Below are 24,320 nucleotides of genomic sequence, written 5' to 3'. Positions count from 1 at the left end.
CCTTTTGACCTTTGACTTTCAACCCCAGCCTTTTTCCCCACGAATGAATTTTCTAAGCTTTTTATCGGTTTGCTCTTGTACTTCCGTTTGGTTTGTCAGTGAACCTTCATGGATATGAACATAATTTTTCTGATATTTGGCTGACTTCAAGGCCAACAATCGGGAGCACTGAGCTTTCAATCAAAAGCTCGGATTTAGTTATTGTTATCGTGGATACAACATCAGTGAGAGAAATACCATATAATTATACATCTGCAACGGACCGACAGCTTCTTTCCTATCTTCTTGGAGAGGATAGCGTCAGAATGCTCGATGAACTCAAAGGTCTCCGGGTTACCGGACGTTCGGCAAGGCTTCTGATGCGCATTATCGGTGGAGTGCTTATCCATCGGAGGAATCCATATCTCTTTCAGGAGCTTGTCAATTCTCCGGCGCGCAGAACCAGACTGTTACATCATGCTTTCAAGGATCTTGATACCATCGAGAGTTCTGCAAACGGAGAGCAGCGGGTATTGTCGATCGTGGCGACTCTAAGAGCTCTTTTTGATGAATTCCGGGCTGAGGTTGAGCGGGTTCCGGAGTTCAGAAGACGTCTGAAGAGAGAGTTCGGAGCGATTGTCGGAGCGAAAAACGTTCTGTTCGATCCTTTTTCGCTTGTTGCCCATGCAACCGATGCTACCGACTGGCGTTTACACCTCCCGGTTGCCGTTGTCACTCCCGATGACGAAGCGCAGGTCGCTCCATTGCTACAGGTGACGAGGAAACTGGGGCTCAAGGTTATTCCCCGCGGTGCCGGAACAGGGTTGACCGGTGGTGCGGTTCCGCTTCGGCCCGATTGTGTGATCATCAATACTGAAAAGCTTGACAGAGTAAGGGGGATTGGCCAACGTCAATTCGAGCTCGACGGCGGGGAGCGTGTTTCCGCTCCCGTTATAGAGGTTGAGGCTGGTGTCGTTACCGAAAAAGCCATGGATTATGCCGCTGAGAAAGGCCTTGTTTTTGCTACGGATCCGACGAGCGAATGGTCTTGTACAGTCGGCGGAAACATCGCGGAAAATGCGGGTGGGAAAAAAGCGGTTCGTTGGGGAACATGCATCGACAATCTTCTTGAGTGGGAGATGGCAATGCCTTCTGGGGAACGCTGGAGAGTTCGCAGAACCGATCACAGGCTTCGCAAAATTCTGCCTGACGATACCGTTACCTATGAGGTTCTTGATGGTACGGCGAAGCCAATCAAACAGATACAGCTTCGGGGTACCGATATCCGTAAAAAGGGACTTTGGAAGGATATTACCAACAAGACACTGGGTGGAGTTCCGGGTTTGCAGAAAGAAGGGACCGATGGCGTGATTACTTCGGCGCTGTTTGTTCTCTACCCGAAATATGAGGAAACAACGACACTCTGCCTTGAATTTTTTGGCCCTGACATGGATGAGGCGAGCCGAGTTATCGTTGAATTGTCGCGTATTTTCCCACTTCCCAAAGATGATTCCGAGGCATTGCTCGCTCTGGAACATTTCGATGATGAATATATAAAGGCCATTGATTACAAGGTCAAGGCCGCTCGGACAAGCACGCCGAAAGCGGTGCTTCTGATCGATATCGCCGGACATGATCGGGATTCGGTGCAGGAGGGGGTGACAAAAGTTGAACAACTGCTCGAAAAGCATCCCAATACCTTGCTTTTTATTGCCCGTGACGCTGAAGAAGCGAGGCGTTTCTGGTCCGACAGGAAAAAGCTCAGTGCGATTGCAAGGAGAACCAACGCATTCAAGCTGAATGAAGATATCGTCATTCCTCTCGATGCCCTTGCTGAATTCGCCCGCTTCGTCGATGCTTTGAATATCGAAGAAGAACGGTACTCCCAGCTTGGTTTCATTGACAGTGCTCTTACGTTGCTTCATGATACTACCGTTGAAGAAGATGGCGAACAGTTTGCGGCGAAGATGTCTCCCGCGGATGAATTGTGTGACGTGACGAGGGAAAAGCTGAAGACGGCTGATGAAAACGCTCTTCGTTCTCTTTCGGAAATACAGGAGTTCAGAAACAAGCTCAATGAGCTTTTTCACGGTTATCCCCATATCGTATCGGCGCTTGACGATTCGTTTCAGTATGTCAGGGACCGGCGCATTGTCATTGCGACACACATGCATGCCGGTGATGGCAACGTTCACGTCAATATTCCGGTTCTGTCGAACGATCAACCGATGCTTCGACGTGCCGATCACGTTGTCGACAAGGTGATGGAAAAAGTTGTTTCGCTCGGTGGTGTTGTCTCCGGTGAACACGGTATCGGTGTTACAAAGCTCAAGTATATGGATAGGGAGCGGATCGATGAGCTTTCTGCATACAGAAAAACGATCGATCCCGACCGGATGATGAATCCTGGAAAACTCGATGATCTCGAGGTCCTCGATCATATCTTCACACCTTCTTTCAATCTCCTTGAACTCGAAGCTCAGATTCTCAAAAGGGCCAAGATCGAGGAGTTGTCGAAGCATGTAGATTTCTGTATTCGTTGTGGCAAGTGCAAAACAGATTGTTGTGTTTTTTATCCTGCACGAGGGATGTTTTACCACCCGAGAAACAAGAACCTTGCAATCGGTTCGCTCATCGAAGCCTTGCTCTATGTGGCTCAGCGTGAACGGTCGACTGAATTTGAGCTGCTTCAATGGCTGGAAGATGTTGCAGATCATTGCACCATATGCCATAAATGCCTGAAACCCTGTCCTGTCGATATCGATACAGGTGAGGTATCCGTACTCGAGCGGGATATTCTTGAATCGAGGGGATACAAGCATTTTTCAGCTGTTACGCAGATGACGTTGAAATACCTTGAAAGCCGCTCTTCACTTGTCAACAAGGTGTTTCGCAAAGGTGTTTTACGTGCCGGCAGTGCTGCATTACGTGCTGGTAACAGGATTACACAGCCTCTGCAATCGATGGAAGCCCTGTCTTCTTTTTACCCACTGAAGATGGTGAGTTCGGCGGTACCTCAGGTACCCGATGAAACATTGCGTGATCTCATTCCACATTGCGATCCTGATCAGGCGCTGGTTTTCGAGCCGGAGAAGAATGCAGTTGCAACGGTTTTTTATTTTCCCGGTTGTGGATCGGAAAGACTGCATTCATCCATTGCAATGGCGTCGATTCACTTGCTGCTCGAAACAGCGGTAAGGGTGGTGCTTCCACCTCCTTTTCTGTGTTGCGGGTTTCCAGCCCATGTTAATGCCCAGAACGAACAGCATTCAAAAATTGTGCTACGCAATACGGTTATCTTTACCCAGATTCAGGAAATGCTGGCTTATCTGGATTTTGATGCATGCGTGGTTTCCTGCGGGACGTGTATGGAGGCTCTGGATGGCATGGAGACAAGGAAGTTGTTCGGTGGAACCATCGTAGATGTTACGAGCTATGCGGTGACCCGAGGGCTCAGGCTGAATGGTGACCACCATTGCATGTACCATGCACCGTGCCATGATTCCCTTGGAGGGAAAGCCTTGGGGACGTTGAAAGAATTAGGCGGGTTCGGAAAAGTGACTCCTGTCGATCATTGCTGTTCGGAGGCAGGAACACTTGCTCTTTCTAGGCCTGACATTACCGATTCAATGCTTCAGCGTAAAAGAAACGCAATCAGTGAGGTACAAGAAGAGACTGGAGAGAACGTTATTCTGACCAATTGTCCTTCATGTGTTCAGGGACTTGGAAGAAACGGGGATTTGGGTGTGGAGCCGCGTCATATTACTGTTGCAATCGCCGAAATGATATCCGGTTCAGCATGGAAAACCCGTTTTAAGGAACAGGCACTGAAAGCCACGGCCATAAGGTTTTAAAATGTGTAATCCGTTTGCGGATGTTTCAGTTGAGGTCTGATCTCTATCGGAAGAGGGGTGGTCGGCAATCGAGATTTTGTTCATTCCTGTTTCATTTGTGTATATTGTATGTATGAGTGTGTATGCCTCTGATATGGTGTTAACAGTTCTCATCAACCAAAAACAGAGGAGTGAGACCTATGGACAAAAGCGCAATGAAAAAAGTTCTCGCCGGTTTGAGTATTGCCGGTCTTGTGACAAGCGTAACCCTCACAGGTTGTCAAAAGGCAAATGGTAGTTGCGGTGCAGGAAGTTGCAGTAAAACCGAGAAGGTTGAAGGCGGAGACGCCTCCAAAGGGACCGGTTCATGCTCGGGGATGGAAGATACTTCAGCTCATGGTACAGGGTCGTGTGCCGGTATGAAAGATGATGCAGCGGCTGGTGAGGGCTCGAGCGAGTAGCATTCATATCGAAGATCAGAGTTCTGAACACTTTTTTATCGACTCCCACGAAGGCTGTCTCAATTTTGCTACTGAGACAGCCTTATGGCTATCAATCAGAAGTACATCAGTCATCGGAAGAGAGTCCATGCCACACCTTGTCAATCGAAAAGACAAAAGGTAAAGGGGTAAATGGCAAAGGTTATACGTTAGATGGCTTTTCAGTATAGGCCAAAGGATGACTGGAAAGAGAACTCTTACAATCCTTTTCGAGAAAGCATCGTTCCTCTTTTTCTCTCTCTGACGTGTTTTTTCCATTTTGTATATCGATGGATTCTTCATCCATGATAAAGTAACGTTATTATTGATCTTGACGCGAGAGTCAATCTATGGCTACAGCAGCTCCTGTTGAAAAGATTTTTCCCCTGACTCTGATGTACGGGGAAGTGAATGGCATACAATCCGGCAGTCAAATACGGCAACCATCTGGAGCAAGTCCAGAAATTTTCCTTGATTATTTACGCTGTAATTTTTCTTGTTCTTCGAGTCTTGCTTTTCTTATCGATCTGGCCAGTGTCGAATATGCCTGCTGGAACGTAGAACACATGGAGAAAGAGTTCGGCCGTCCGTCTCATGGTGCAATAATCAATCCCTTATTGCAGATTGTTCCGGTAAAGAACGATGTAACCCCGTTTTTCAAAGAGCAGATATCATTACAATCCGGTTCTATCGAGAAAGAAGAAGGCTGGATACTTGTATGGAAAGGACCGGAGTCGGGAAAACTCTATGTTGAGAAGGCAGACGAGCAGATGCTGCTCGCACTGAAATTTCTCTCGGAGGATGAACCCGAACTACAAGGATATCGTCTGAGAGTCGTCAATCAGGCCGTTGATTACGCTGCACGTAAAGGTGTGGTTCTCAAAGCACCTTATCTTGTTTCACGTACACTGCAGGGATTTCCTGAAGGAGAAAATATCCCCAAACGGTATTGTACCGCATCTGCTTTTACCCTGCAGTGGCACATTACCAATGCGTGTGATTTACATTGCAAGCATTGTTATGACAGAGAGAAACGTTCACCACTGACAGTTGATCAGGGATTATGGATCATCGATGACTTTGAACGTTTTTGCCGGGAAAAGAATGTGCGGGGCCACATTTGCTTTTCTGGTGGAAATCCTTTCATGTCACCTCATTTTTTCAGTTTGTACGCATCTACAATAGATAAAGGATTTCAAACCTCTTTGCTCGGTAACGCCGTTGCTGCCGATGCGTTGCAGTATCTTTGTGATATCGGTTCACCTGAATATTTTCAGGTTAGTTTGGAGGGACTGGAGTCACACAACGATTGTATCAGAGGACAAGGGTACTACCGTAAAGTGATGGGGTTTCTCGATCTTCTTCGGGAAAAAGAGATCTCTTCAGCCGTCATGCTCACTCTTACCGATGCGAACATCGATCAGGTGCTTCCTCTTGCAGAGATATTGCGGCACAAGGCTGATTATTTCACGTTCAACCGTCTTTCCCAAGTTGGTGAAGGAGCGGGTCTTTCACTTCCTGACAGGGATGCCTACAGGCGGTTTCTGGAAAAGTATGTTACTGCGGCTGTTGACAATCCGGTAATGGGTCTGAAAGATAACCTTATCAATATACTTCGTGAACAACGAGGTTTATCACCTTTCGGGGGGTGTACAGGTTTCGGGTGCGGTGCCGCGTTCAATTTCGTAGCCCTTCTGCCTGACGGAGAGGTGCACGCTTGCAGGAAGTTTCCTTCATTTATCGGTAATATTCTTCAAAAAGATTTTTTGACTATTTACGAGTCATCGGAAGCGCAACGGTATAGAAATGGGCCTGAAACCTGCCGGGCATGCAGGCTTCGCCCGGTTTGTGGCGGATGTATGGCTGTTGTTCACGGTATGGGGCTCGATCCTTTCAAAGAAAAAGATCCATTTTGCTTTATCGGTGCATAATGTAAGAGATTCGGATTGAATCGGGACAAGCGGAGCGTTGTTATGGGCGTTGTTATGAGCAGCAGCAACTGCGCTGTTTCCGCGTGTAAAATGAGCAAGAGCGGATCATCGGTGGTATTGTTTGCCTTTCAATTTTTGATTGCAGTGGACGGCAATAATCTATTTGTCGTGTCATTCTTTTTCTTTAAGATTAGTTTTTGTTTTTCTATGAATTTGTTACTGAACAAGACATGTTTGATGAAATCGAGTTTGAAAAGATAAAGCGGCTTCCAAAATACATTTTTGCTGCGGTTGATGAGCTGAAAATGGCCGAAAGGCGTGCTGGAGAGGATGTTATAGATTTTTCAATGGGAAATCCCGACGGTCAAACACCCCAACACATAATTGACAAGCTTGTTGACAGTGTACAGAAACCAAGGACACATGGATATTCTGTTTCAAAGGGTATTTATAAACTTCGCCTGGCAATCTGTAGCTGGTATCTCCAAAAATACGGAGTCGAGCTCGACCCGGATAGCGAAGTTGTCGCATCGATGGGGTCGAAAGAAGGATATGTAAACCTTGTACAGGCAATTATCAATCCCGGTGATGTCGCCATGGTTCCCGATCCATGTTATCCCATTCATTCCCAGGCCTTTATTCTTGCCGGTGGAAATGTTCACCGTTTCCGTTTGGTGCTGAACGATGGTTATACGCTTGACGAGGATGCTTTTTTTCGCAATATCGAGACAGCCATGCGTGAATCATCTCCCAAACCAAAATATCTGGTTGTCAATTTCCCGAACAACCCTACAACGGCGACAGTCGAGCTTGATTTTTATAAAAAACTTGTTGCTATAGCACGTAAAGAACGATTCTATATCATAAGTGACATTGCGTATGCTGAGATAACCTTTGACGGATATTCAGCGCCTTCGATTCTTCAGGTTCCAGGAGCGAAGGATGTCGCTGTTGAAAGCTATACGCTTTCGAAGACCTATAACATGGCCGGTTGGCGGGTAGGGTTTCTTGTCGGTAATCCGAAACTTGTCGGGGCTCTTACACGAATCAAGAGTTGGCTTGACTATGGAATGTTCACTCCGATACAGGTTGCTTCAACCATAGCGTTGAACGAAGATCAGAACTGCGTTGACGAAATACGAGAAACGTACCGAAAACGCAGGGATGTCCTTGTGAGAAGCTTTACAAATGCGGGTTGGCATATCGAAAAGCCGAGGGCCTCGATGTTCGTGTGGGCGAGAATTCCGGAACCGTTCCGTGAATTCGGCAGCCTGGAGTTCAGTAAAGAGCTGCTGAAGAAAGCGAAGATAGCAGTCAGTCCCGGTGTAGGATTCGGGCCTTACGGTGATGAATATGTCAGGATAGCGTTGATTGAAAACGAGGAAAGAATCCGCCAGGCTGCACGGAATGTCAGGAAGTTTCTGAGATCACAAGACGATTAGGCGGGTTTCAAAAAACCGGAATGCTGTATGACTGTATGTTGCAGCTCGACAGCCAATCATTCCGGTAGTTCTTCGATATCGAACGCTTCACTGATAGCTGCTGGGATGGAGTCGAGGACATCTTCGGACGATACAAGGCTTGAAATATCGCTTGCAAGATCGCCAGCACGACCGTGAAACCATGCAGCAGCAGCACCTGCATGAAAAGTGGTTACACCTTTGGCTGCAAATGCGCCGATCATACCGGACAGTACATCTCCCGTTCCGGCTGTCGATAAGGCTTCTGTTCCGGTATTGTTGATCAGAGTGTCTCCCGAAGGTCGGGCTATACAGGTGGGATTGCCTTTTAGCAGCAGGTTAACTTTGTTTTTCGCAGCAAACCCGCGAGCGGTTTCCATAGGAGCGGTTAGTATTTCATCGACACTAAGTCCGGTGAGTCTACTGAATTCACCGGCATGGGGAGTGATCAGAATATCTTGAAAATGCTGTTTGTCGAAAGAGAAATCGTTTTGCGAAAGAGCAAAGAGGGCATCTGCATCGAGGACAAGCTTTTTCGATGCAACTACCGGGTCCGCAAGGAGTTTCTGTACCAGTGAAACGGTGTCGTTTTCCCTGCCAAGTCCGCATCCCATGACGATCGCGTCCGCCCAGAAGGCTTTTTCGCGAAGAGAATCGAAGTCTCTGCCGATTACTGTTGCAGAAGGAACGTACGTGTGTAATGGCCCTGTCTGTTCCACTGGCAGTGAGACGCAGACATAGCCCGCGCCACTGGTGACAGCAGCTTTCGTGGCGAGCAGGCAAGCCCCGAGCATGGAACTGTTGTTGTGCTGCGAGCCGGCTATGACGAGCAGTTTACCGTTATTGTGCTTTGCTTCTCCCGGATCACGGAGAAGGAAGTTATCAGAGGCAAATTCTTTGTCGACAAGATGACACTGTGATTGCCTGACAAGAAATTCCGGGATCGAAATTTCGGCAGTGTGTATATCTCCGCAAACTCCAGGTCCTGAATTGAAGAAAAAGCCGGTTTTCAAGTAACCCATGCAGACGGTAATATCAGCCTGTACCACTGGAGAGGATGCAACGCCGCTGGTGGCGTCGAGTCCGCTGGGAAGGTCAAGGGAAACGGTAACGGCCTGGCTTCGTTCACGGATGCTGTTGATGAGCTCCGCGGCCTGTTTGACAGGGTTTTTGAGTGCATCACCTTCTTTTTTCAGGTTCAGGCCCGTTCCGAGAATAGCGTCGACAACGCAGCTGTAATGGCGTTCTGCCACGAATGGCAATGCTTCTTCGTGACTTTTGAAAATCCGGATGTTTTCGGTGTTGGAGGAATAGGCTTCCAGAATTGCAAGGCCATGCCGGTTCAGCGCTGAAAGAGCAGCGACAGGGTAAACGACGATAAGGTCGACAACTGCCCCGAGATTGAGCAGATGCCTCGCAAGAACAAAACCGTCTCCGCCGTTGTTACCCTTTCCGCAGACAATCAAAAATACGAACCCATCGAGGCCGGTTTCTTCGGGGGCAAAGGATTTATAGACGATCCGGGATGCTTCACGCCCGGCAAGTTCCATAAGTCTCGATTCGTCCGTATGCAACTGTTCAATAGCAGCCTTGTCGGCCCGGCTCATTTCTTTCGCTGTCAGAATAGGCTGCATGTGCTGTCAGATGATTTCAAGTTCATCGAGATGTAACGCTTCCTCGAGCGCCTGGTAATAGACCCTTGAAAGCTCTTCAGTGGTGAATGAAAGTGTTTGTCTGCCGTTGATCTCTATCGATGCGTTTTTTTCTCTGACCTGGCCGATGACTTTTGCTGCAATACCGTGATTGTTTGCCATATCGATCACTTTAACGGCATTTTCAGGTGCTAGGCTCAGGAGCACACGTCCCTGGGCTTCGGAAAAAAGGAGCTCCTGAATGAATGAACTGCTTTGTTCACTCGATTCAAGGTCGACTGCAAACCCGAGAGGATTGTGTTGTTCGAGCACGGCTTTTTCGACAAGTGCTGTGAACAATCCACCATCCGAAATGTCATGTGCGGAATGCAAAAGTCCTGTTTTCGCAAGAGAAACAAGCAGATTTTGGAGCTTGTGCTCATGATTCAGGTCGAAGGAAGGCGCATCTTGACCAGGAGTTTCATACTGCATGACAAGATATTCGGAACCATCGAGAGTCAGTTCCGGGTCTCCAAGCAGAAGGATTGCGTCACCAGGATTTTTGAACGCTGAACCGGTAAGGTGATCGATGTTGTCGAGCAGTCCGATCATTCCGATAACGGGAGTGGGATAGATCGCCGTACCGGTGAGAGACGATTCATTGTAGAAGCTTACATTACCGCCGGTAACCGGAGTGTTGAACTCCCTACAGGCTTCTCCCATTCCTTCGACAGATGCCTTGAACTGATAATAGACATCGGGTTTGTATGGATTTCCGAAATTCAGGCAGTTGGTTATGGCAAGCGGGGTCGCTCCTGAGCATGCTATGTTTCTCGCACATTCGGCGACTGCGATCATCCCTCCTTTTTTCGGATTGAGATAGACGTAGCGGGCGTTACAGTCCGTTTTCATCGCTATCGCTTTTTGTGTTCCCTTGATGCGGATGACTGCTGCGTCGGTTTGACCGGTGGAAGTGACGGTATTCGTCTGAACCATGGAGTCATATTGCTGGTACACCCACTGTTTACTTGCGATATTCGGTCTGGAGAGGAGCTTGAGACTCACCGAGCGAAGATCGAGTGAGCTGTCCGGAACGAAATCGGCTTGGGGAGTGTCAGGTTTTTTTTCGAGGGTTTCCCGAATATATACTGGAGCTCCGCCTCCAAGTACGAGTGATTCAGCAGGTATTTCAGCAACGACAGAGCCATGATGACGGACTCTGAGGAGGTTGTCCGCGGTTACTTTGCCTATCATGACCGCATGAATATCCCATTTTTTGTATACGTCGATGATTTCCTGTTCAAACCCTCTTGCTGCCACGACAAGCATCCGCTCCTGAGACTCGGAAAGCATGATTTCGTAAGCACTCATATCGTTTTCACGGACTGGAACGAAATCCAGGTCTATTTCTATCCCGCCGGTGCCGTTTTTTCCGATACCTCTTGCACTCATTTCCGAGGTGGAGCTGGTGATTCCCGCAGCGCCCATATCCTGAAGGCCGACAACATGTCCGGTGGCAATTGCTTCAAGTGTTGCCTCGAGCAGGAGTTTTTCTGCGAAAGGATCCCCCACTTGAACGCTGGGCCTCTTGTCCTCGGATGCTTCACTCAGATCTTCGGAAGCGAAGGTCGCTCCGTGAATGCCGTCTTTTCCTGTAGCCGAACCGACAATCAGTACCGGGTTTCCTTCTCCTTCGGCAGTTGCACTGACAGTGTTGTCGTGCTCCACAACACCGACAGACATAGCGTTGACAAGAGGATTGCCTGTGTAACCGTCTTCGAAATAAATTTCTCCGCCGACAGTAGGTACGCCGAACGAATTACCGTAATCACCAATGCCTCTGACAACACCGTCGACAAGGTAACGCACTCTCGGATCTTTAGGTGAGCCGAACCGAAGTGAATTCAGTGCGGCTACCGGTCTTGCTCCCATGGTGAAGATATCGCGATGTATACCACCGACACCGGTTGCCGCACCCTGATAAGGTTCGACCGCAGAAGGGTGGTTGTGCGACTCGATTTTAAATGCAACGGCAAGGTTGTCACCAATGTCGACAAGTCCTGCATTTTCCTCTCCCGCTGAAGTGAGCAGAGCACCACCCTCTCTGGGAAGCGTTTTCAAAACAGCGATAGAGTTTTTGTAGCTGCAATGTTCCGACCACATCACAGAGAAAATACCCAGTTCGGTAAACGTAGGGACGCGCCCCAGTATATCGAGAATAGTATGGTATTCCTCTTCATTGAGTCCGTGTTCTTTTGCAAGATCGAGCGTTACTTCAGGTTCCGTGTACATGATGTTTATAAATGTTGTTTTCTGCCAAAAACCTTACTTGCCACAGCAATTTTTATATTTTCTTCCGCTTCCGCACGGGCAGGGATCATTTCTGCCGGGTGTTTTTTCTGCCCTGACAGGTTGCAATGGTTGTTCGGCATTTTCCCTGGTGTTGCGGTTTTGTGCCTTTCTTTCCGGTTTCCCTTCTCCCTGTGTATTTCCGGGAATGTCATAAGCGGTTTTCGCTTCTTCGTGACGAGCGACAAGGCGGTCTTGCCGTAATTGTGACTTTTGGCGTTCAGCTTCGATCTGCTGCTGCGCTTCTTCAGTTACAGGGAAAAGCTTGAATGCAAGAGAAAGGGTTTCATGCTCGATTTCATCAAGCATACCGACAAAGAGTTTGTAGGCTTCCTGTTTATATTCGAGAAGAGGATCTTTCTGGCCGTAGGCCCTCAGGTTGATTCCTTCCTTGAGTGTATCTATTTCCCTAAGGTGTTCTCTCCATTTCAGATCGATGACGTTGAGAACAGCGTATTTCTCGATCTGCCGCATAATCTCTTCAGGGATGGCGGCTTCCTTGCGTTTATAGAAATCAAGAGCGGCGGTGTAAAGGGCTTCTGCGTTTTTTTCTACGCCGTCGGATTCATAGGTTGCTTTTTCTATCCGGAACTCCACCGATAGATCTTTGAGAACCTGTTCCTCGAGACCCTGGACATCGTAGTCTCTTGAGTACTTGTTGACGATATTTTCCGAATAATCATGAAGCAGGTCGAATATATCGGCAGTCAAGCGTGTTTTGATCAGTGCGCCGCGCCGCCGTTTGTAAATAACGTCACGCTGCTGGTTGAGAACATCATCGTACTCGAGAAGTCGTTTTCGAATCGAGAAGTTTTGCTCTTCCACCTTTTTTTGTGCCCGTTCAATCGATTTTGTCACCATGGAATGTTCTATGACATCCCCTTCTTCATGACCGAGTTTATCCATGACGGAAATAACCCTGTCCGAACCGAAAAGCCGCATCAGGTTATCTTCGAGAGAGACATAAAATATCGATTCGCCGGGATCTCCCTGCCGGCCCGATCGGCCTCGGAGCTGACGGTCGATTCTTCTTGACTCATGCCTTTCCGATCCGAGGATAAAAAGGCCGCCCATTTCTTTTATCCCTTTACCGAGCTTGATGTCGGTTCCTCGTCCTGCCATGTTTGTTGCAATGGTAACGGCTCCTTTCTGGCCTGCGGAAGCGACAATCTCTGCTTCCCGGTCGTGCTGTTTCGCATTGAGAACATTATGCATCACTTTTTTTGCACGCAGCATTCGCGAAAGGGTTTCGGACACTTCGACGCTGGCGGTACCGACAAGCACCGGCTGGCCTTTTTTCTGCAGTTCCATAATTTTGCCGGTAATGGCTGCGTATTTTTCACGGCGTGTCTTGAAAACAAAATCATCCTGATCTTTTCGGATAATCGGTCTGTTCGTCGGAATGACGACCACATCCAGCTTATAAATATCATAGAATTCAGCCGATTCCGTCTCGGCCGTTCCGGTCATACCGGCAAGCTTTTTATAGAGTCGGAAAAAATTTTGAATGGTGATTGTGGCGAGGGTTTGTGTTTCGCCTTCTATCTTGACGTTTTCCTTTGCCTCTATTGCTTGGTGGAGTCCGTCACTGTAACGTCTTCCAGGAAGAATACGGCCGGTAAACTCGTCGACAATCATAACCTGACCGTTCTGCACGACATACTCGTCATCTTTTTCGAAAAGCGAATATGCCTTGAGTAGCTGGCTGATGTTGTGAAGCTTTTCCGAACGTTCGGAAAAAAGCCGGTACACTTCGTCTTTTTTACTGATTCTCTGCTGGGTATCGAGTGACGGGTCGCTTTCTATCGCCGCTACTTCAGCGCCTACATCAGGCACGAGAAAAAGGTCACTGTCCTGTTGGCTGAGCTTGCTGAGAAAGTCACGTCCCTTGTCGGTCAAATCAATCGATCCTGATTTTTCATCGATGGAAAAATACAGCTCGTCATCGACTTCATGCATCCGTCTTGCATTGTCCTTGAGGTATTCATTTTCAACACTTTGCATGAGTTTGGCCATGCCTGTTTGAGACAATACTTTTATGAGGCGGCTGTTCTTGGGTTGGCCGCGTTTTGCCCGAAGAAGATCAAGGCCTGCATCGAAGCTGCTTTGATCTTCTCTGACAATTTTTTCTGCTTCAGTGAGATATCCCGCCACCAGGTTCTGCTGGGTTTTGACCAGACGCTCGATCCATGGTTTGATTTCTGTGAATTTTCCTGTATCGGAGTTCGGAACAGGGCCCGAGATGATCAAAGGGGTTCGTGCTTCATCGATAAGTACGCTGTCAACTTCATCGACAATCGCGTAGTAATAATCCCGTTGGACCAAATCATCAGGCGAGCCGGCCATATTATCACGGAGATAATCGAAACCGAATTCGTTGTTTGTACCATAGGTCAAATCGCATCGATATTCTTTTTTCCTCTCATCCGGACGCATGCCCGCAAGGATGACTCCTGTTGTCAATCCGTGAAATTGAAATATAGGGTTCATCCACTCCCGGTCACGCTGGGCGAGATAATCATTCACAGTGACGATGTGGACTCCTCTTCCTGTAAGGGCATTGAGAAATGCAGGCAGCGTGGACACCAGAGTTTTTCCTTCTCCTGTTGCCATTTCCGATATTTTCCCCTGGTGTAGAACGATTCCGCCTATCAGCTGAACATCGTAGGGAACCATGTTCCAGGTTATGGGGTGTCCCATGATCTCATAACTATGCCCTTCGAGTCTTCGGCAGGTATCTTTTACGATCGCAAAAGCTTCGGGCAGGATTTCTTCGAGCGAGGTTTTTGTTTTGTTTTCATACATTGCCTCGAGTTCATCGAGCTCCCTGTTTATGTTTTCAACCTGGTCAGGGGTGATGTCAGGATTTTCAAGCTTGTTTTGAAGATCTTTTTTCCGGTCTTCGATCTCACTCAGCTTTTTTTGCAGGCCGGATTTGAGGGCTTGGCTTTTTTCGCGTAGCTTGTCGTCACTAAGCGTTTGAAGTGTTATATATATTTCGTTGATCCGGTCGACGAGAGGCTGTATTTTTTTTATGTCCTTATCGTGTTTCGAACCAAATATTTTTTCAAAAATTTTAAGCATCCGATACAGTCAGTATATGTTTATATTCCAGTAATAAAAGAACTTGCAGAAGTCTTGGGGATCTCTTTCCCGGGAGATTTTCCAAGTATAATCGTTTTATAAGGTATTGAATTACCCATTGAGAAAAAAACAGCATTTTGGCGTTTTTCTTAAAGGTTTGTCAACGGGCTAATTTAGCAGTAAATTAAATATTCCGATAAATTGAACTACGAGCTGATGATTATACCTGAATATGGACGAAGACTCGATGAAAAAGAATGGGCTCCATGTATCGATATGCTGCTTGCCAGTGAGCATATCGTACTTACAACCCACATGAATTCTGATGGAGACGGTCTGGGCAGCGAGGTAGCCCTTGCTGTTGTTTTGAAAGCACTTGGTAAACATGTTTCGATCGTCAATCCTACGGAAGTCCCAACCAACTACCACTTTTTACGAAATATCGCCGATATAAACGTATTCGACGAACAGGGAGAAGACCTGATCGAAGAAATTTCACTTGCCGATCTTGTTGTGCTATTGGATGCAAATCTGAGCGAGCGCATGGGTGGTATCTGGAACCATGTGAGTTTTGCACGCGAACTTGGCAAGCTGGAGGTGCTTTGCATCGATCATCACCTCGACCCTGAAGACTTTGCTGATCTGATGGTCTGTGAGACCTATGCATCGTCGACAGGAGAACTGATGTACGACCTCATAACCGCAATGGAAGCGCGTGTTGGGGAAAAACTGATCACTCCGGGTGTTGCCGAAGGTCTGTATGTTGCTGTCATGACCGATACAGGATCTTTTCGATTTCCTAAAACAACCCCTTATGTATACGCTCTTGCCGGTGACCTCGTTGCGAAAGGTGCGGATCCAAACGAAATCTACGACAGAGTCTACAATTCTCTCAAACCTCAGGCGCTCAGACTTCTTGGAGCAGCACTTTCCGAAATCAGGCTGATTGATGGAGACAGGATTTCCTGGCTGTTCATCTCTCAGGAAATGCTCGATGAAACAGGCAGTAAGCTTTTTGATACCGATCTCATCATCAAATATCTGCTGAGCGTTCGGAGCGTTCTGATTGCCGTGCTCATGGTGGAAATGCAAGATGGAAGAACAAAAGTGAGTTTCAGGTCGAGAGGAGATGTTTACGTGAACAGGATAGCTAAAATGTATGGAGGAGGAGGGCACAAGAATGCCGCGGGATGTCTCCTTCGTTACGCACCAGAAAAAGCAACGCAGATGGTTCTTTCCGAGGTGAGAAGTTTTCTGAAAAATTCAGATATCGTTCATAATAAATGATACAGACCCTTACAGTGACGTGAAAGGCCCGTTGCTTTTATGTTTATGCACAAATAAAGAAAATGCTATGCTGAAAATAACAGTTACAAAAAGTTCGCTCAAGAATCTCAAAAGTGATCTGCTCGTGATGCCCTTTGCGGTAAAAGAGCTTAAGAAAGATGTGGAGAAAGCGCTTGAGGCTTTTGGACTGGATAAAGGAGCCTTGAAAGATTTCAAGGGTAAGTCTGGTGATTCGCTTCTCTTGTATTCAGGCGGATCCAAGCTGAAGACGCCAAGGGTTCTGTTGTTGGGTCTTGGAGAGGTTGGGGAGGTTGATGATCTGCGTAAATCGGCTGCAGCTATCGCTCATCATGTGAAGACATTGCAAGTCAAAAACCTTGTGTTGGATTGTTCATCGATTAGTTCCTGGGCGCATTCTATCAAAGAATCAAACAGTATACTGGCAGAACTATTCGTCGACTCGATTCTTTACGGTTTGTACAGTTTCGATCGTCTGAAGAGCGGTAAACTCGAAAAGAAGAAAGGAAAAGACAAAGAAGAAAAAGCCCGAATCGGAGAGCTGAAGATCCGTGTCAATGCAGGGAGTGTGAAAGAGGCGGAGGAGGGTGTTCGTTCCGGTCAAATTATTGCGGATGCCAGATGTTTGGCTCGTGACCTTGTCAACCTGCCGGGCAACCTGCTCAATGCTGAAGGTATCGCTGAGGCTGCCAGGAATTCAGCTGAGAAATCCGGTTGTAGCGTTACGGTTTTTAATAAAGAGGAAATAGAAGAGCTCGGCATGGGGGGGCTTCAGGCCGTCAACAAGGGAAGCTATGCTCCTCCGACATTTACGGTTCTGGATTATGAACCGGCCGATAAGCCGGTTGCAACCGTCGCCCTTGTCGGCAAGGGTGTTACCTTTGATTCAGGTGGTATATCTCTCAAGCCTTCGAACGCGATGGATGAGATGAAGTGTGATATGGCTGGAGCGGCATCAGTCATCGGGACGCTCGAAGCGGTTGCTTTGCTGGGCTTGCCTCTCCGTGTCATAGGCTTTATTCCTGCTACGGACAACATGCCGGGGGGAGCGGCGCAAACCCCAGGTGATGTTATTACGACATATTCAGGCATTACGGTGGAGGTGGGCAATACCGATGCCGAAGGCCGGCTTATACTCGCTGACGCATTGTCCTATGCGATCCAAAAGTATAAACCTGATGCTGTTATCGATCTTGCAACGCTGACCGGTGCGTGTATCGTGTCTCTTGGCTATTCTGTGGCCGGCCTTTTCAGCAATAACGACAACTTTGCAGGAAAGATATACGAGGCGGGCAGGCAATCAGGTGAAAAGGTATGGCGTATGCCCATCTGGGAAGAGTATGACGAGCTCATCAAATCGGAAGTGGCGGATGTTCACAATGCAGGCGCAAAAGGTGCCGGATCGATCACGGCCGCAAAGTTTCTTGAAAAATTCATTGACGGTCACGATACTTGGGCACATCTCGATATTGCGGGTCCAGCGTTTTCAGCCAAGAAAGTGAAAACAGCTCCTGGAGGAACAGGTTTTGGAGTTCGATTGCTTGTAGACCTTCTCAGAGGCTGGGAGTAGTTGTAGAGGATGAGCCAAACATCTCAAAAACCGGTTGTCATTCTTCCCGGTGTTCTTTTTTGGGACAACCTTTACACAGGGATGAAAAAGTCGCTCACAGCGTATGTCCCTGAAGAAAAAATTGCTATAGTACCGGTCAATATTCTCGATTGGATTGGTTTTCCTCCTTCTCCTGAACAATCAACCAACCGTGTAATGACTTCTCTTGACCGAACTATTGCTTCGGTACAAAAGCGCTATCCCGATGAAAAAATAACGATCGTTGCACACAGCGGCGGGGGAACGGTTGCCTTGGTTTACCTTCTTGAGCGACCCTTTCAGGGAGATGTTTACAATCGGAGCACTTCAGTTGGCAAACTGATTACATTGGGAACACCCTTTCAGACAACGGAGTATTATGCAAGGATTAAAACCGATTTTATAAACAAACATCTTTCACAAAGCTTTTTCGATAGATGCAAGGTTATATCCGTTGTCAGCGATCGGTACACCGGTTCATTGGAGAAAGGGATGGTAGAAAGGATGTGTTATATGTTTTATAAAAATGTTTCGGAGAAAGGGGACATTGCCGGTGACGGAATTGTACCGGTTAAAAGCTGTTTTTTGAAAGGAGCGAAAAATGTCACAATTTCGGGAATAGAGCATCTACCCACTCCCCATACAACCTGGTATGGCACCAAAGAGGGTATCGAACAATGGATACAATGGTTGTAAGAAAAAATTACGGTCGTTTTTTTATCGTATTATTCTTGCTGTTCATTCAGCTTTTTACGGGGTGCGGCAAGTCCGAGGAAGAGACGCAATCCCAGCAGCAGCATATTGATTCCATGATGACCATTCTGACACAGGTTCAGAAAAATCTCGGCAGGATTCAGCAAAAAGAGGCTGTTGTCGAAAAGCTTTCGTCAAACATCGAAAAACAGCAGGGAAACAGTGTCGATCAACTCGGTAAGGATATTTATGCAAGTATTCGTTTTATCGATTCTACCCTTGCCGCCAGCAGAAATCTGATTCAGAAGCTCGAAGAGGAAAACATGAGCTCGGCTTATCGTATTGAATCTCTCGATAATCTGGTTGTCGAGATGCGCAACACACTCGAAGATAAAGACAGAGAGATACGAGAACTCAAGGTGGAGGTACAGCAACTCGATGCGAGGGTTTCTGAGCTGCTGGAAACAGTCGAAGTTCTTGATGAATTCATTCTCGAACAGGAAGACATTCTTTCCTATGCATACTACATATCAGGGAGTTATGATGAGCTGACAGAAAAAGGGATTTTGTCAAAACCGGGTAGTCCTTTATCGACAATTTTCGACACCGATTACTATCTTGCACAGGATTTCGATGTTTCGCTTTTCAAAAGGATCGATATCACAGAGACAAGAGACCTTTATTTCGATACGCCGGTAAAAAACCTGAGAATCATAACACCTCATACAAAAGGTTCTTATGAGCTTGTCGGGGGAAGAACATCTTCATTGCTTCTTATCACGGATGAATCTGAATTCTGGAAAAAGTCTCGCTGTCTTGTCATCGTGATGGATGATTAGCTCGCAAAACGTATCTGTCGATAACCTTTGCCCCGATGCTGTCACCCCATACATTGACTGTTGTTCGGCAACGGTCGAGGAACCAGTCGATGGCAAGGATAAGCGATATTCCCTCGATAGGCAGGTCGACCGCTTTCAGCACGAGTACCATCGTTACCAGCCCTGCTTCGGGAATTCCCGCCGCACCGACAGCTGCGAGCGTTGCTGTAAGAAAAACGATAGTGAGCTCAGGCGGTCCCAGAGTGATTCCGTTGATCTGCGCTATGAATATAACAGCTACGGCTTCATAAAGCGCTGTTCCATCCATATTGATCGTTGCTCCGAGTGGAAGAACAAATCCTGCGGTTCGGGGTGAAACACCGTTTTTCTCTTCTGCACATTCCACGGTTAGTGGCAGGGTCGCTGAGCTCGAGGCGGTAGAAAAAGCGGTTAAAAGTGCAGGGGTGGTGTTATAAGCAAACCGTCCCACACCGGTGTTACCGAAAAACTTCAGAATAAACGGTAGAATGATCATACTGTGAATCATCAATCCCGCGATAACGGTAAATGCATATTTTCCAAGCTGGAGCAATTCTGGCAGGAAGCCGGTAAAACCGCCCGCTTCGCCAAGTCTGCCGGCGATAAGGGCTCCAATGCCGACAGGTGCTGCATACATGGCGAGGTGAATGATTTTCATGATCGCCTCGTTGAGACCATTGAAAAAATCGATCACCGGTTTACCTCGTTCACCAAGCGTCGATAACACTGCACCAAGAAGAAGTGAAAAGGTTATGACAGGAAGGATATCATTTTCCGCCATGGCTTTGAAGAGGTTGGCCGGAATCAAACCGGTCAGCACTTCCTTCAAAATATCGGTTATGCCTCTTTGTTCTTGTAGAAACCTTTCTGCCGGAAGCTTGTCGATGGCGATTCCTTTCCCCTTTACCGTTAACGAAACAAGATTGTCGTTGTTTTTTCTCCACCTTGAAACCTCTATGATGTTCCCTTCATGCTGTGATGTGATGTTTCCTGAGATATCGCGGTCGAGAAGGATTATGGAATGGGTTGACGTGTATTCTTTCGAAAATGAAACACCATCGATGACGATGGTGTTTCCTGTGACGGTGTATGAGGCATCCTGTTCGACGATGCCTCCACGTGTTTGAATTTGCTGGGTTACCGATGCGAATTGTCCCGGATGAATAACAATGACCAGCAAGATACCCGTCAGGACGGAAAGAGCGGTTGTTCCCAGATAGTAGAAAATCGTTCTGAATCCAAGAGGACCGAGTTTTCTTACATCTCCGAACCTGCAAATACCGCTAATCATGGCTGCAATTATAAGCGGCATAACAATCATCATCAGGAATTTGATGAACAGGTGGCCGATAAAATGAACCGATAAACCTGCTTCCGGATAGAGCCCGCCAAGAAGAGAGCCTGCAACAATTCCGGCGACGATGCCCGCAAGCAGTTTATTGTTGTTATTGTTTCGCAACCTCTTGTATTATTATGACTTTTTTGTTGTAACCCTATACAATGAAAGTACCGTTTTTCTTATAATTTTTTATATAATGTGCCGGCACTGGTAGTTTACCAGGGTCACGTTGTAAACATGTTGTAGAGAAAATGGACTTGGAAAATTGGCGATAGATCGATCACTGGAAAAGATTATCTTTGTCTATCAGCTGTTTCCGTTTAACTAATCACTACTTGTAAACTATGAAGATAACCATATTCGGATCGGGCTACGTTGGATTGGTGACCGGCGCATGTTTTGCAGAAGTTGGTAACGATGTGTTGTGCGTCGATATCGACGAAGAAAAAATCAGTCGTTTGAAACAGGGTGAAATACCGATATACGAGCCTGGTCTTGAGGATATGGTGGTTGACAATGCACGGGAAGGTCGTCTGCGGTTCACTTCCGATCCGGCTGAAGGTGTTGCTTTCGGGCTGTTTCAGTTTATCGCCGTGGGGACTCCGCCCGACGAAGATGGCTCGGCCGATCTTCGTCATGTACTCAGTGTTGCCAAAACCATCGGCAGCAATATGGAAGACTACCGAATCATTGTCGATAAATCGACAGTACCGGTAGGAACGGCCGATTTGGTCAGTGAGCAGGTGAGATCAGCGATGGAAGAACGGGGTGTTTCGATCGATTATGATGTTGTTTCGAACCCAGAGTTTCTCAAAGAAGGCGATGCCATAAGTGATTTCATGAAACCCGAGCGAATTATCGTCGGTGTGGATAATCCGCGAACAAAAGAGTTGTTGCGCAGTCTCTATGCACCGTTCAATCGAAGTCACGAGAGGTTTATCGCTATGGACGTGCGTTCGGCAGAGCTTACGAAGTATGCTGCTAATGCAATGCTGGCGACGAAAATCAGCTTCATGAATGAAATCGCGAATATTGCCGAACGTGTCGGAGCTGATGTCGAAGCGGTTCGTCACGGCATTGGATCTGATTCAAGGATTGGGTTTTCATTTATATATCCCGGTGTCGGTTACGGTGGCTCCTGTTTCCCGAAAGATGTACAGGCGCTGGAAAAAACAGCGGTGAAATACGGCTATGATGCCAGAATACTGCAGGCGGTAGAAGCTGTCAACAATGATCAGAAAGTTTCGCTGGTAGAAAAGATGAAAGGCCATTTCGGGAGTGAGTTGGAAGGTAAGACCATAGCTTTGTGGGGGCTGGCGTTCAAACCGAACACCGATGACATGCGTGAAGCTCCAAGCCGTAGAGTTCTTGAAGAGCTCTGGGCGGCCGGTGCGTCGGTTCGGGCATATGATCCGGTTGCAATGGATGAGGCGCAGAGGATTTACGGAGAGCGTGCCGACCTGAAGTTGGTTGAAACGTTGGAAGATGCTCTGAAGGGTGCAGATGCCCTTGCAGTGGTCACCGAGTGGAGGGTGTTCCGGAGCCCGGATTTCGAGGTTATCAAACAGGAGTTGACCAATCCGGTGATTTTTGACGGAAGGAATATTTACAATCCTGATTTGATGGAACAGCTCGGGATTACCTACTATTCGATTGGGCGTATACCGCGAGGTGAAGGATTCTCCCAACAGCGATAAAGGTGGTGAAGAGGTCCTGCGCCGTTACCCAGGAAAAAGCTGGCCCCGGCTTGCAAAGCTTCCTGGGTAAACTGCTTTCCCTTTTTTACAGCTTCGGCAAGGCCAAAGCCTTTTGCTGAATATGCTGCTATAGCCGAAGAGAGGGTGCAGCCGGTGCCATGGTTGTTTATTGACGATATCTTGGGTGAAGAGAACCATTCACCTCCTTTTGCCGTCAGTAAATAGTCATTACAGTGCTTACCGGTCATATGTCCTCCTTTTACAAGAACTGCGGAAGTTCCTTTGTTCTTCAACATTTCAGCTGTTTTTTCGATATCGCTTTTTGTCGTTGGGATACTTCCTGTGCCGGATAGCCTTGCGGCTTCGCCAAGATTAGGCGTGACAAGTGTTGCCAAAGGAAAAAGCTCTTCGATCATCGTGTTTTTCGCTTCTTCAGAAACAAGTCCGGTTCCGTCAGAAGATTTCAGTACCGTATCGAGAATGACTGGTGTCGAAGGAAGGTTCCGAAGCGTGTCGGCAACGGTTCGGACCGTAGCGGCTGAAGAAATCATGCCAATTTTGATTGCATCTATCGTTATGTCATCAATGAGTACCTCGATCTGTTCTTTCACGAAAGATGAGGGAAGTGCTAACGAGTCAAATACACCACATGTATTTTGTGCGGTGACATCGGTTATAACACTTAGACCATAGCAGCCAAGAGCGGCAAAAGTTTTAAGATCCGCCTGTATCCCTGCTCCACCACTGCCGTCGGAACCCGCTATGGATAGGACTGTGGTATAGTTTGTCATTGTTATTGGAGGCATGACCGCATGTTTTGAATGAGATCCGAAGTCGCTTTTCTGGGATCTGGCGCTTCCGCCACAGTGGAGATGACCGCTATTCCTGTCGCTCCAGCCCTGATTACATCACCGGCATTTGACGCTGTGATGCCCCCGATGGCTATGACCGGGACTGAAAGGTTTTGTGACACCTCGGTTATGCAGGCTGTCCCAAGAGGCCGACCGGTTTTTTGTTTCGAGAAAGTCGGATAGATGTGCCCTAATCCTACATAGTCGCATCCTGCCCGGACTGCTATTTCGGCCTCTGCGAGAGAGGATACCGATATTCCAAGGATTTTTTCTTTACCAAGAAGTGTTCTGGCAAGATGGGCGGGAAGGTCTCGCTGACCGAGATGAACACCATCGGCATTGGCGGTAAGAGCAACGTCGAGCCGGTCGTTGACAATGAATATGGCTTCATGGATACGGCAAAGTTTTCGTATGCGTACCGCCCAGTCATAAAGATCCGATCCAGATGCACCTTTATTGCGGAGCTGAATCATGCGTGCACCGCCTTCAAGCGCTTTTTCCGATTGTTCTACCGGGCATAGGTTGTCTGCTGTTATATAGCAAAGGATAGGGCGTTTTATCTGCATTTACTGGTCAAGTGCATTTTTAAAGTTTTCGAGCGTGACGGCAAGGTTTGTCGTGACATGAAAAATCGACAGGGCGGCAATCCCGTAAGCGCCATGATCCATACATTGCCGGGTGTTTTCCGGGGTGATACCTCCGATAGCGAAAACCGGAATTGAGACGTTTCGAGATACTTTTTCGAGTTTTTCGAGTCCCATGGGAGAACCGTACCGTCTTTTCAGGGGAGTGTCGAATATCGGACCGAAAATGAGATAATCGGCCCCTTCTTCTTCTGCAGAAAGGGCGCTTTGCAAGGAGTGGGTGCTTTTGCCTAAAAGCATACCAGGAGCAACGGTACGGATCTTTTCGATGGGGCAGCTCTTTTCGGGGAAATGCGTTCCGTCAGCACCTGCTGCAAGGGTTATGTCGAGTCGTTCATTAAGGAAAAGCAGGGAATCACTGTCGTGCATGAGACTTTGCAGGTACAGGGTCAACTCATAAAGCGTTCTCGCATCCAGGTGTTTTTCTCTGAGTTGAACGATAACCGGTAGCTGTGCTGTCAGCTGTCGGACAAGTTCTGGAAGCTCTTTTGCTGGGTAAGGACGCTCAAGGCTGTTGCTTACCATGTAAAGCCGGGGAAGAGTTCGTTTTGTCATACCCGGTTATTCTGTTTCATGTATTACGTTCTCACAATAATGATT

16 protein-coding genes are annotated in these 24,320 nt (G+C 47.5%); 9 read left to right on the top strand and 7 right to left on the bottom strand.

Annotation, left to right across the window (positions count from 1 at the left end):
* Positions 1–224 precede the first annotated feature (224 nt).
* From QZ209_RS10000 to QZ209_RS09985, 4 genes are all read left to right on the top strand, one after another.
* Positions 225–3,833 (top strand): DUF3683 domain-containing protein, encoded by a 3,609-nt coding sequence (locus QZ209_RS10000; RefSeq protein WP_294347495.1) that lies wholly within the window; start codon positions 225–227, stop codon positions 3,831–3,833.
* A gap of 179 nt (positions 3,834–4,012) precedes the next feature.
* The gene (gene sbtA, locus QZ209_RS09995) at positions 4,013–4,273 is read left to right on the top strand and encodes an SbtA family thio(seleno)oxazole RiPP natural product precursor (RefSeq protein ID WP_294347493.1); all 261 of its coding nucleotides are present in this window, start codon (positions 4,013–4,015) and stop codon (positions 4,271–4,273) included.
* 368 nt (positions 4,274–4,641) lie between these two features.
* Positions 4,642–6,222: a thio(seleno)oxazole modification radical SAM maturase SbtM gene (gene sbtM / locus QZ209_RS09990; protein ID WP_294347491.1), complete on the top strand. Its 1,581-nt coding sequence runs from the start codon at positions 4,642–4,644 to the stop codon at positions 6,220–6,222.
* A 230-nt stretch (positions 6,223–6,452) separates the two neighbouring features.
* Positions 6,453–7,664 (top strand): LL-diaminopimelate aminotransferase, encoded by a 1,212-nt coding sequence (locus QZ209_RS09985; RefSeq protein WP_294347489.1) that lies wholly within the window; start codon positions 6,453–6,455, stop codon positions 7,662–7,664.
* Between the two features lie 56 nt (positions 7,665–7,720).
* Here QZ209_RS09985 and QZ209_RS09980 read toward each other — a convergent pair whose 3' ends face one another.
* The 3 genes from QZ209_RS09980 to secA are packed head-to-tail and all read right to left on the bottom strand — an operon-like array spanning position 7,721 to position 14,746.
* Positions 7,721–9,316, bottom strand: coding sequence for an NAD(P)H-hydrate dehydratase (locus QZ209_RS09980; RefSeq protein ID WP_294347486.1), 1,596 nt, complete (start codon positions 9,314–9,316; stop codon positions 7,721–7,723).
* A 6-nt stretch (positions 9,317–9,322) separates the two neighbouring features.
* Entirely contained in the window at positions 9,323–11,608 is a 2,286-nt protein-coding gene (gene purL / locus QZ209_RS09975) for a phosphoribosylformylglycinamidine synthase subunit PurL (protein WP_294347506.1), read from the bottom strand.
* Between the two features lie 30 nt (positions 11,609–11,638).
* On the bottom strand, positions 11,639–14,746 hold the full coding sequence (gene secA / locus QZ209_RS09970) for a preprotein translocase subunit SecA (protein ID WP_294347483.1): 3,108 nt from the start codon (positions 14,744–14,746) through the stop codon (positions 11,639–11,641).
* 216 nt (positions 14,747–14,962) lie between these two features.
* Here secA and QZ209_RS09965 point away from each other — a divergent pair, with 216 nt between their 5' ends.
* The 4 genes from QZ209_RS09965 (at position 14,963) to QZ209_RS09950 (ending at position 19,171) form a co-directional block, all read left to right on the top strand.
* On the top strand, positions 14,963–16,033 hold the full coding sequence (locus tag QZ209_RS09965) for a bifunctional oligoribonuclease/PAP phosphatase NrnA (RefSeq protein ID WP_294347481.1): 1,071 nt from the start codon (positions 14,963–14,965) through the stop codon (positions 16,031–16,033).
* Between the two features lie 67 nt (positions 16,034–16,100).
* The gene (locus QZ209_RS09960) at positions 16,101–17,621 is read left to right on the top strand and encodes a leucyl aminopeptidase (protein ID WP_294347479.1); all 1,521 of its coding nucleotides are present in this window, start codon (positions 16,101–16,103) and stop codon (positions 17,619–17,621) included.
* 9 nt (positions 17,622–17,630) lie between these two features.
* Positions 17,631–18,335 (top strand): alpha/beta hydrolase, encoded by a 705-nt coding sequence (locus tag QZ209_RS09955; RefSeq protein ID WP_294347477.1) that lies wholly within the window; start codon positions 17,631–17,633, stop codon positions 18,333–18,335.
* On the top strand, positions 18,317–19,171 hold the full coding sequence (locus QZ209_RS09950; RefSeq protein WP_294347475.1) for a BLOC-1 subunit 2 family protein: 855 nt from the start codon (positions 18,317–18,319) through the stop codon (positions 19,169–19,171). The genes QZ209_RS09955 and QZ209_RS09950 overlap by 19 nt, the downstream gene beginning before the upstream one ends.
* Here the strand turns inward: QZ209_RS09950 and QZ209_RS09945 are convergent.
* Entirely contained in the window at positions 19,152–20,648 is a 1,497-nt protein-coding gene (locus QZ209_RS09945; RefSeq protein WP_294347474.1) for a dicarboxylate/amino acid:cation symporter, read from the bottom strand. The two genes, QZ209_RS09950 and QZ209_RS09945, sit on opposite strands and share 20 nt — an antisense overlap.
* 224 nt (positions 20,649–20,872) lie before the next feature.
* Here QZ209_RS09945 and QZ209_RS09940 point away from each other — a divergent pair, with 224 nt between their 5' ends.
* Positions 20,873–22,225 carry a UDP-glucose/GDP-mannose dehydrogenase family protein gene (locus tag QZ209_RS09940; protein ID WP_294347471.1) on the top strand — a complete coding sequence of 451 codons (1,353 nt, stop codon included), beginning with the start codon at positions 20,873–20,875 and terminating at the stop codon, positions 22,223–22,225.
* Here the strand turns inward: QZ209_RS09940 and thiD are convergent.
* From thiD to QZ209_RS09925, 3 genes are read right to left on the bottom strand one after another with little or no spacing between them, the layout of a single operon-like run.
* The gene (gene thiD, locus QZ209_RS09935) at positions 22,174–23,031 is read right to left on the bottom strand and encodes a bifunctional hydroxymethylpyrimidine kinase/phosphomethylpyrimidine kinase (protein ID WP_294347470.1); all 858 of its coding nucleotides are present in this window, start codon (positions 23,029–23,031) and stop codon (positions 22,174–22,176) included. The genes QZ209_RS09940 and thiD overlap by 52 nt on opposite strands.
* The gene (gene thiE, locus QZ209_RS09930; protein WP_294347468.1) at positions 23,019–23,642 is read right to left on the bottom strand and encodes a thiamine phosphate synthase; all 624 of its coding nucleotides are present in this window, start codon (positions 23,640–23,642) and stop codon (positions 23,019–23,021) included. The genes thiD and thiE overlap by 13 nt, the downstream gene beginning before the upstream one ends.
* Positions 23,643–24,275, bottom strand: a complete 633-nt coding sequence (locus QZ209_RS09925; RefSeq protein WP_294347467.1) for a thiamine phosphate synthase — start codon at positions 24,273–24,275, stop codon at positions 23,643–23,645. It abuts the gene before it with no gap.
* Between the last annotated feature and the right edge of the window lie 45 nt (positions 24,276–24,320).

Source organism: Prosthecochloris sp., from assembly GCA_015482705.2.
Taxonomy (GTDB): domain Bacteria; phylum Bacteroidota; class Chlorobiia; order Chlorobiales; family Chlorobiaceae; genus Prosthecochloris.
Note: the sequence above shows the minus strand (reverse complement) of the source record. Positions and strands in the feature narration are given on the sequence as shown.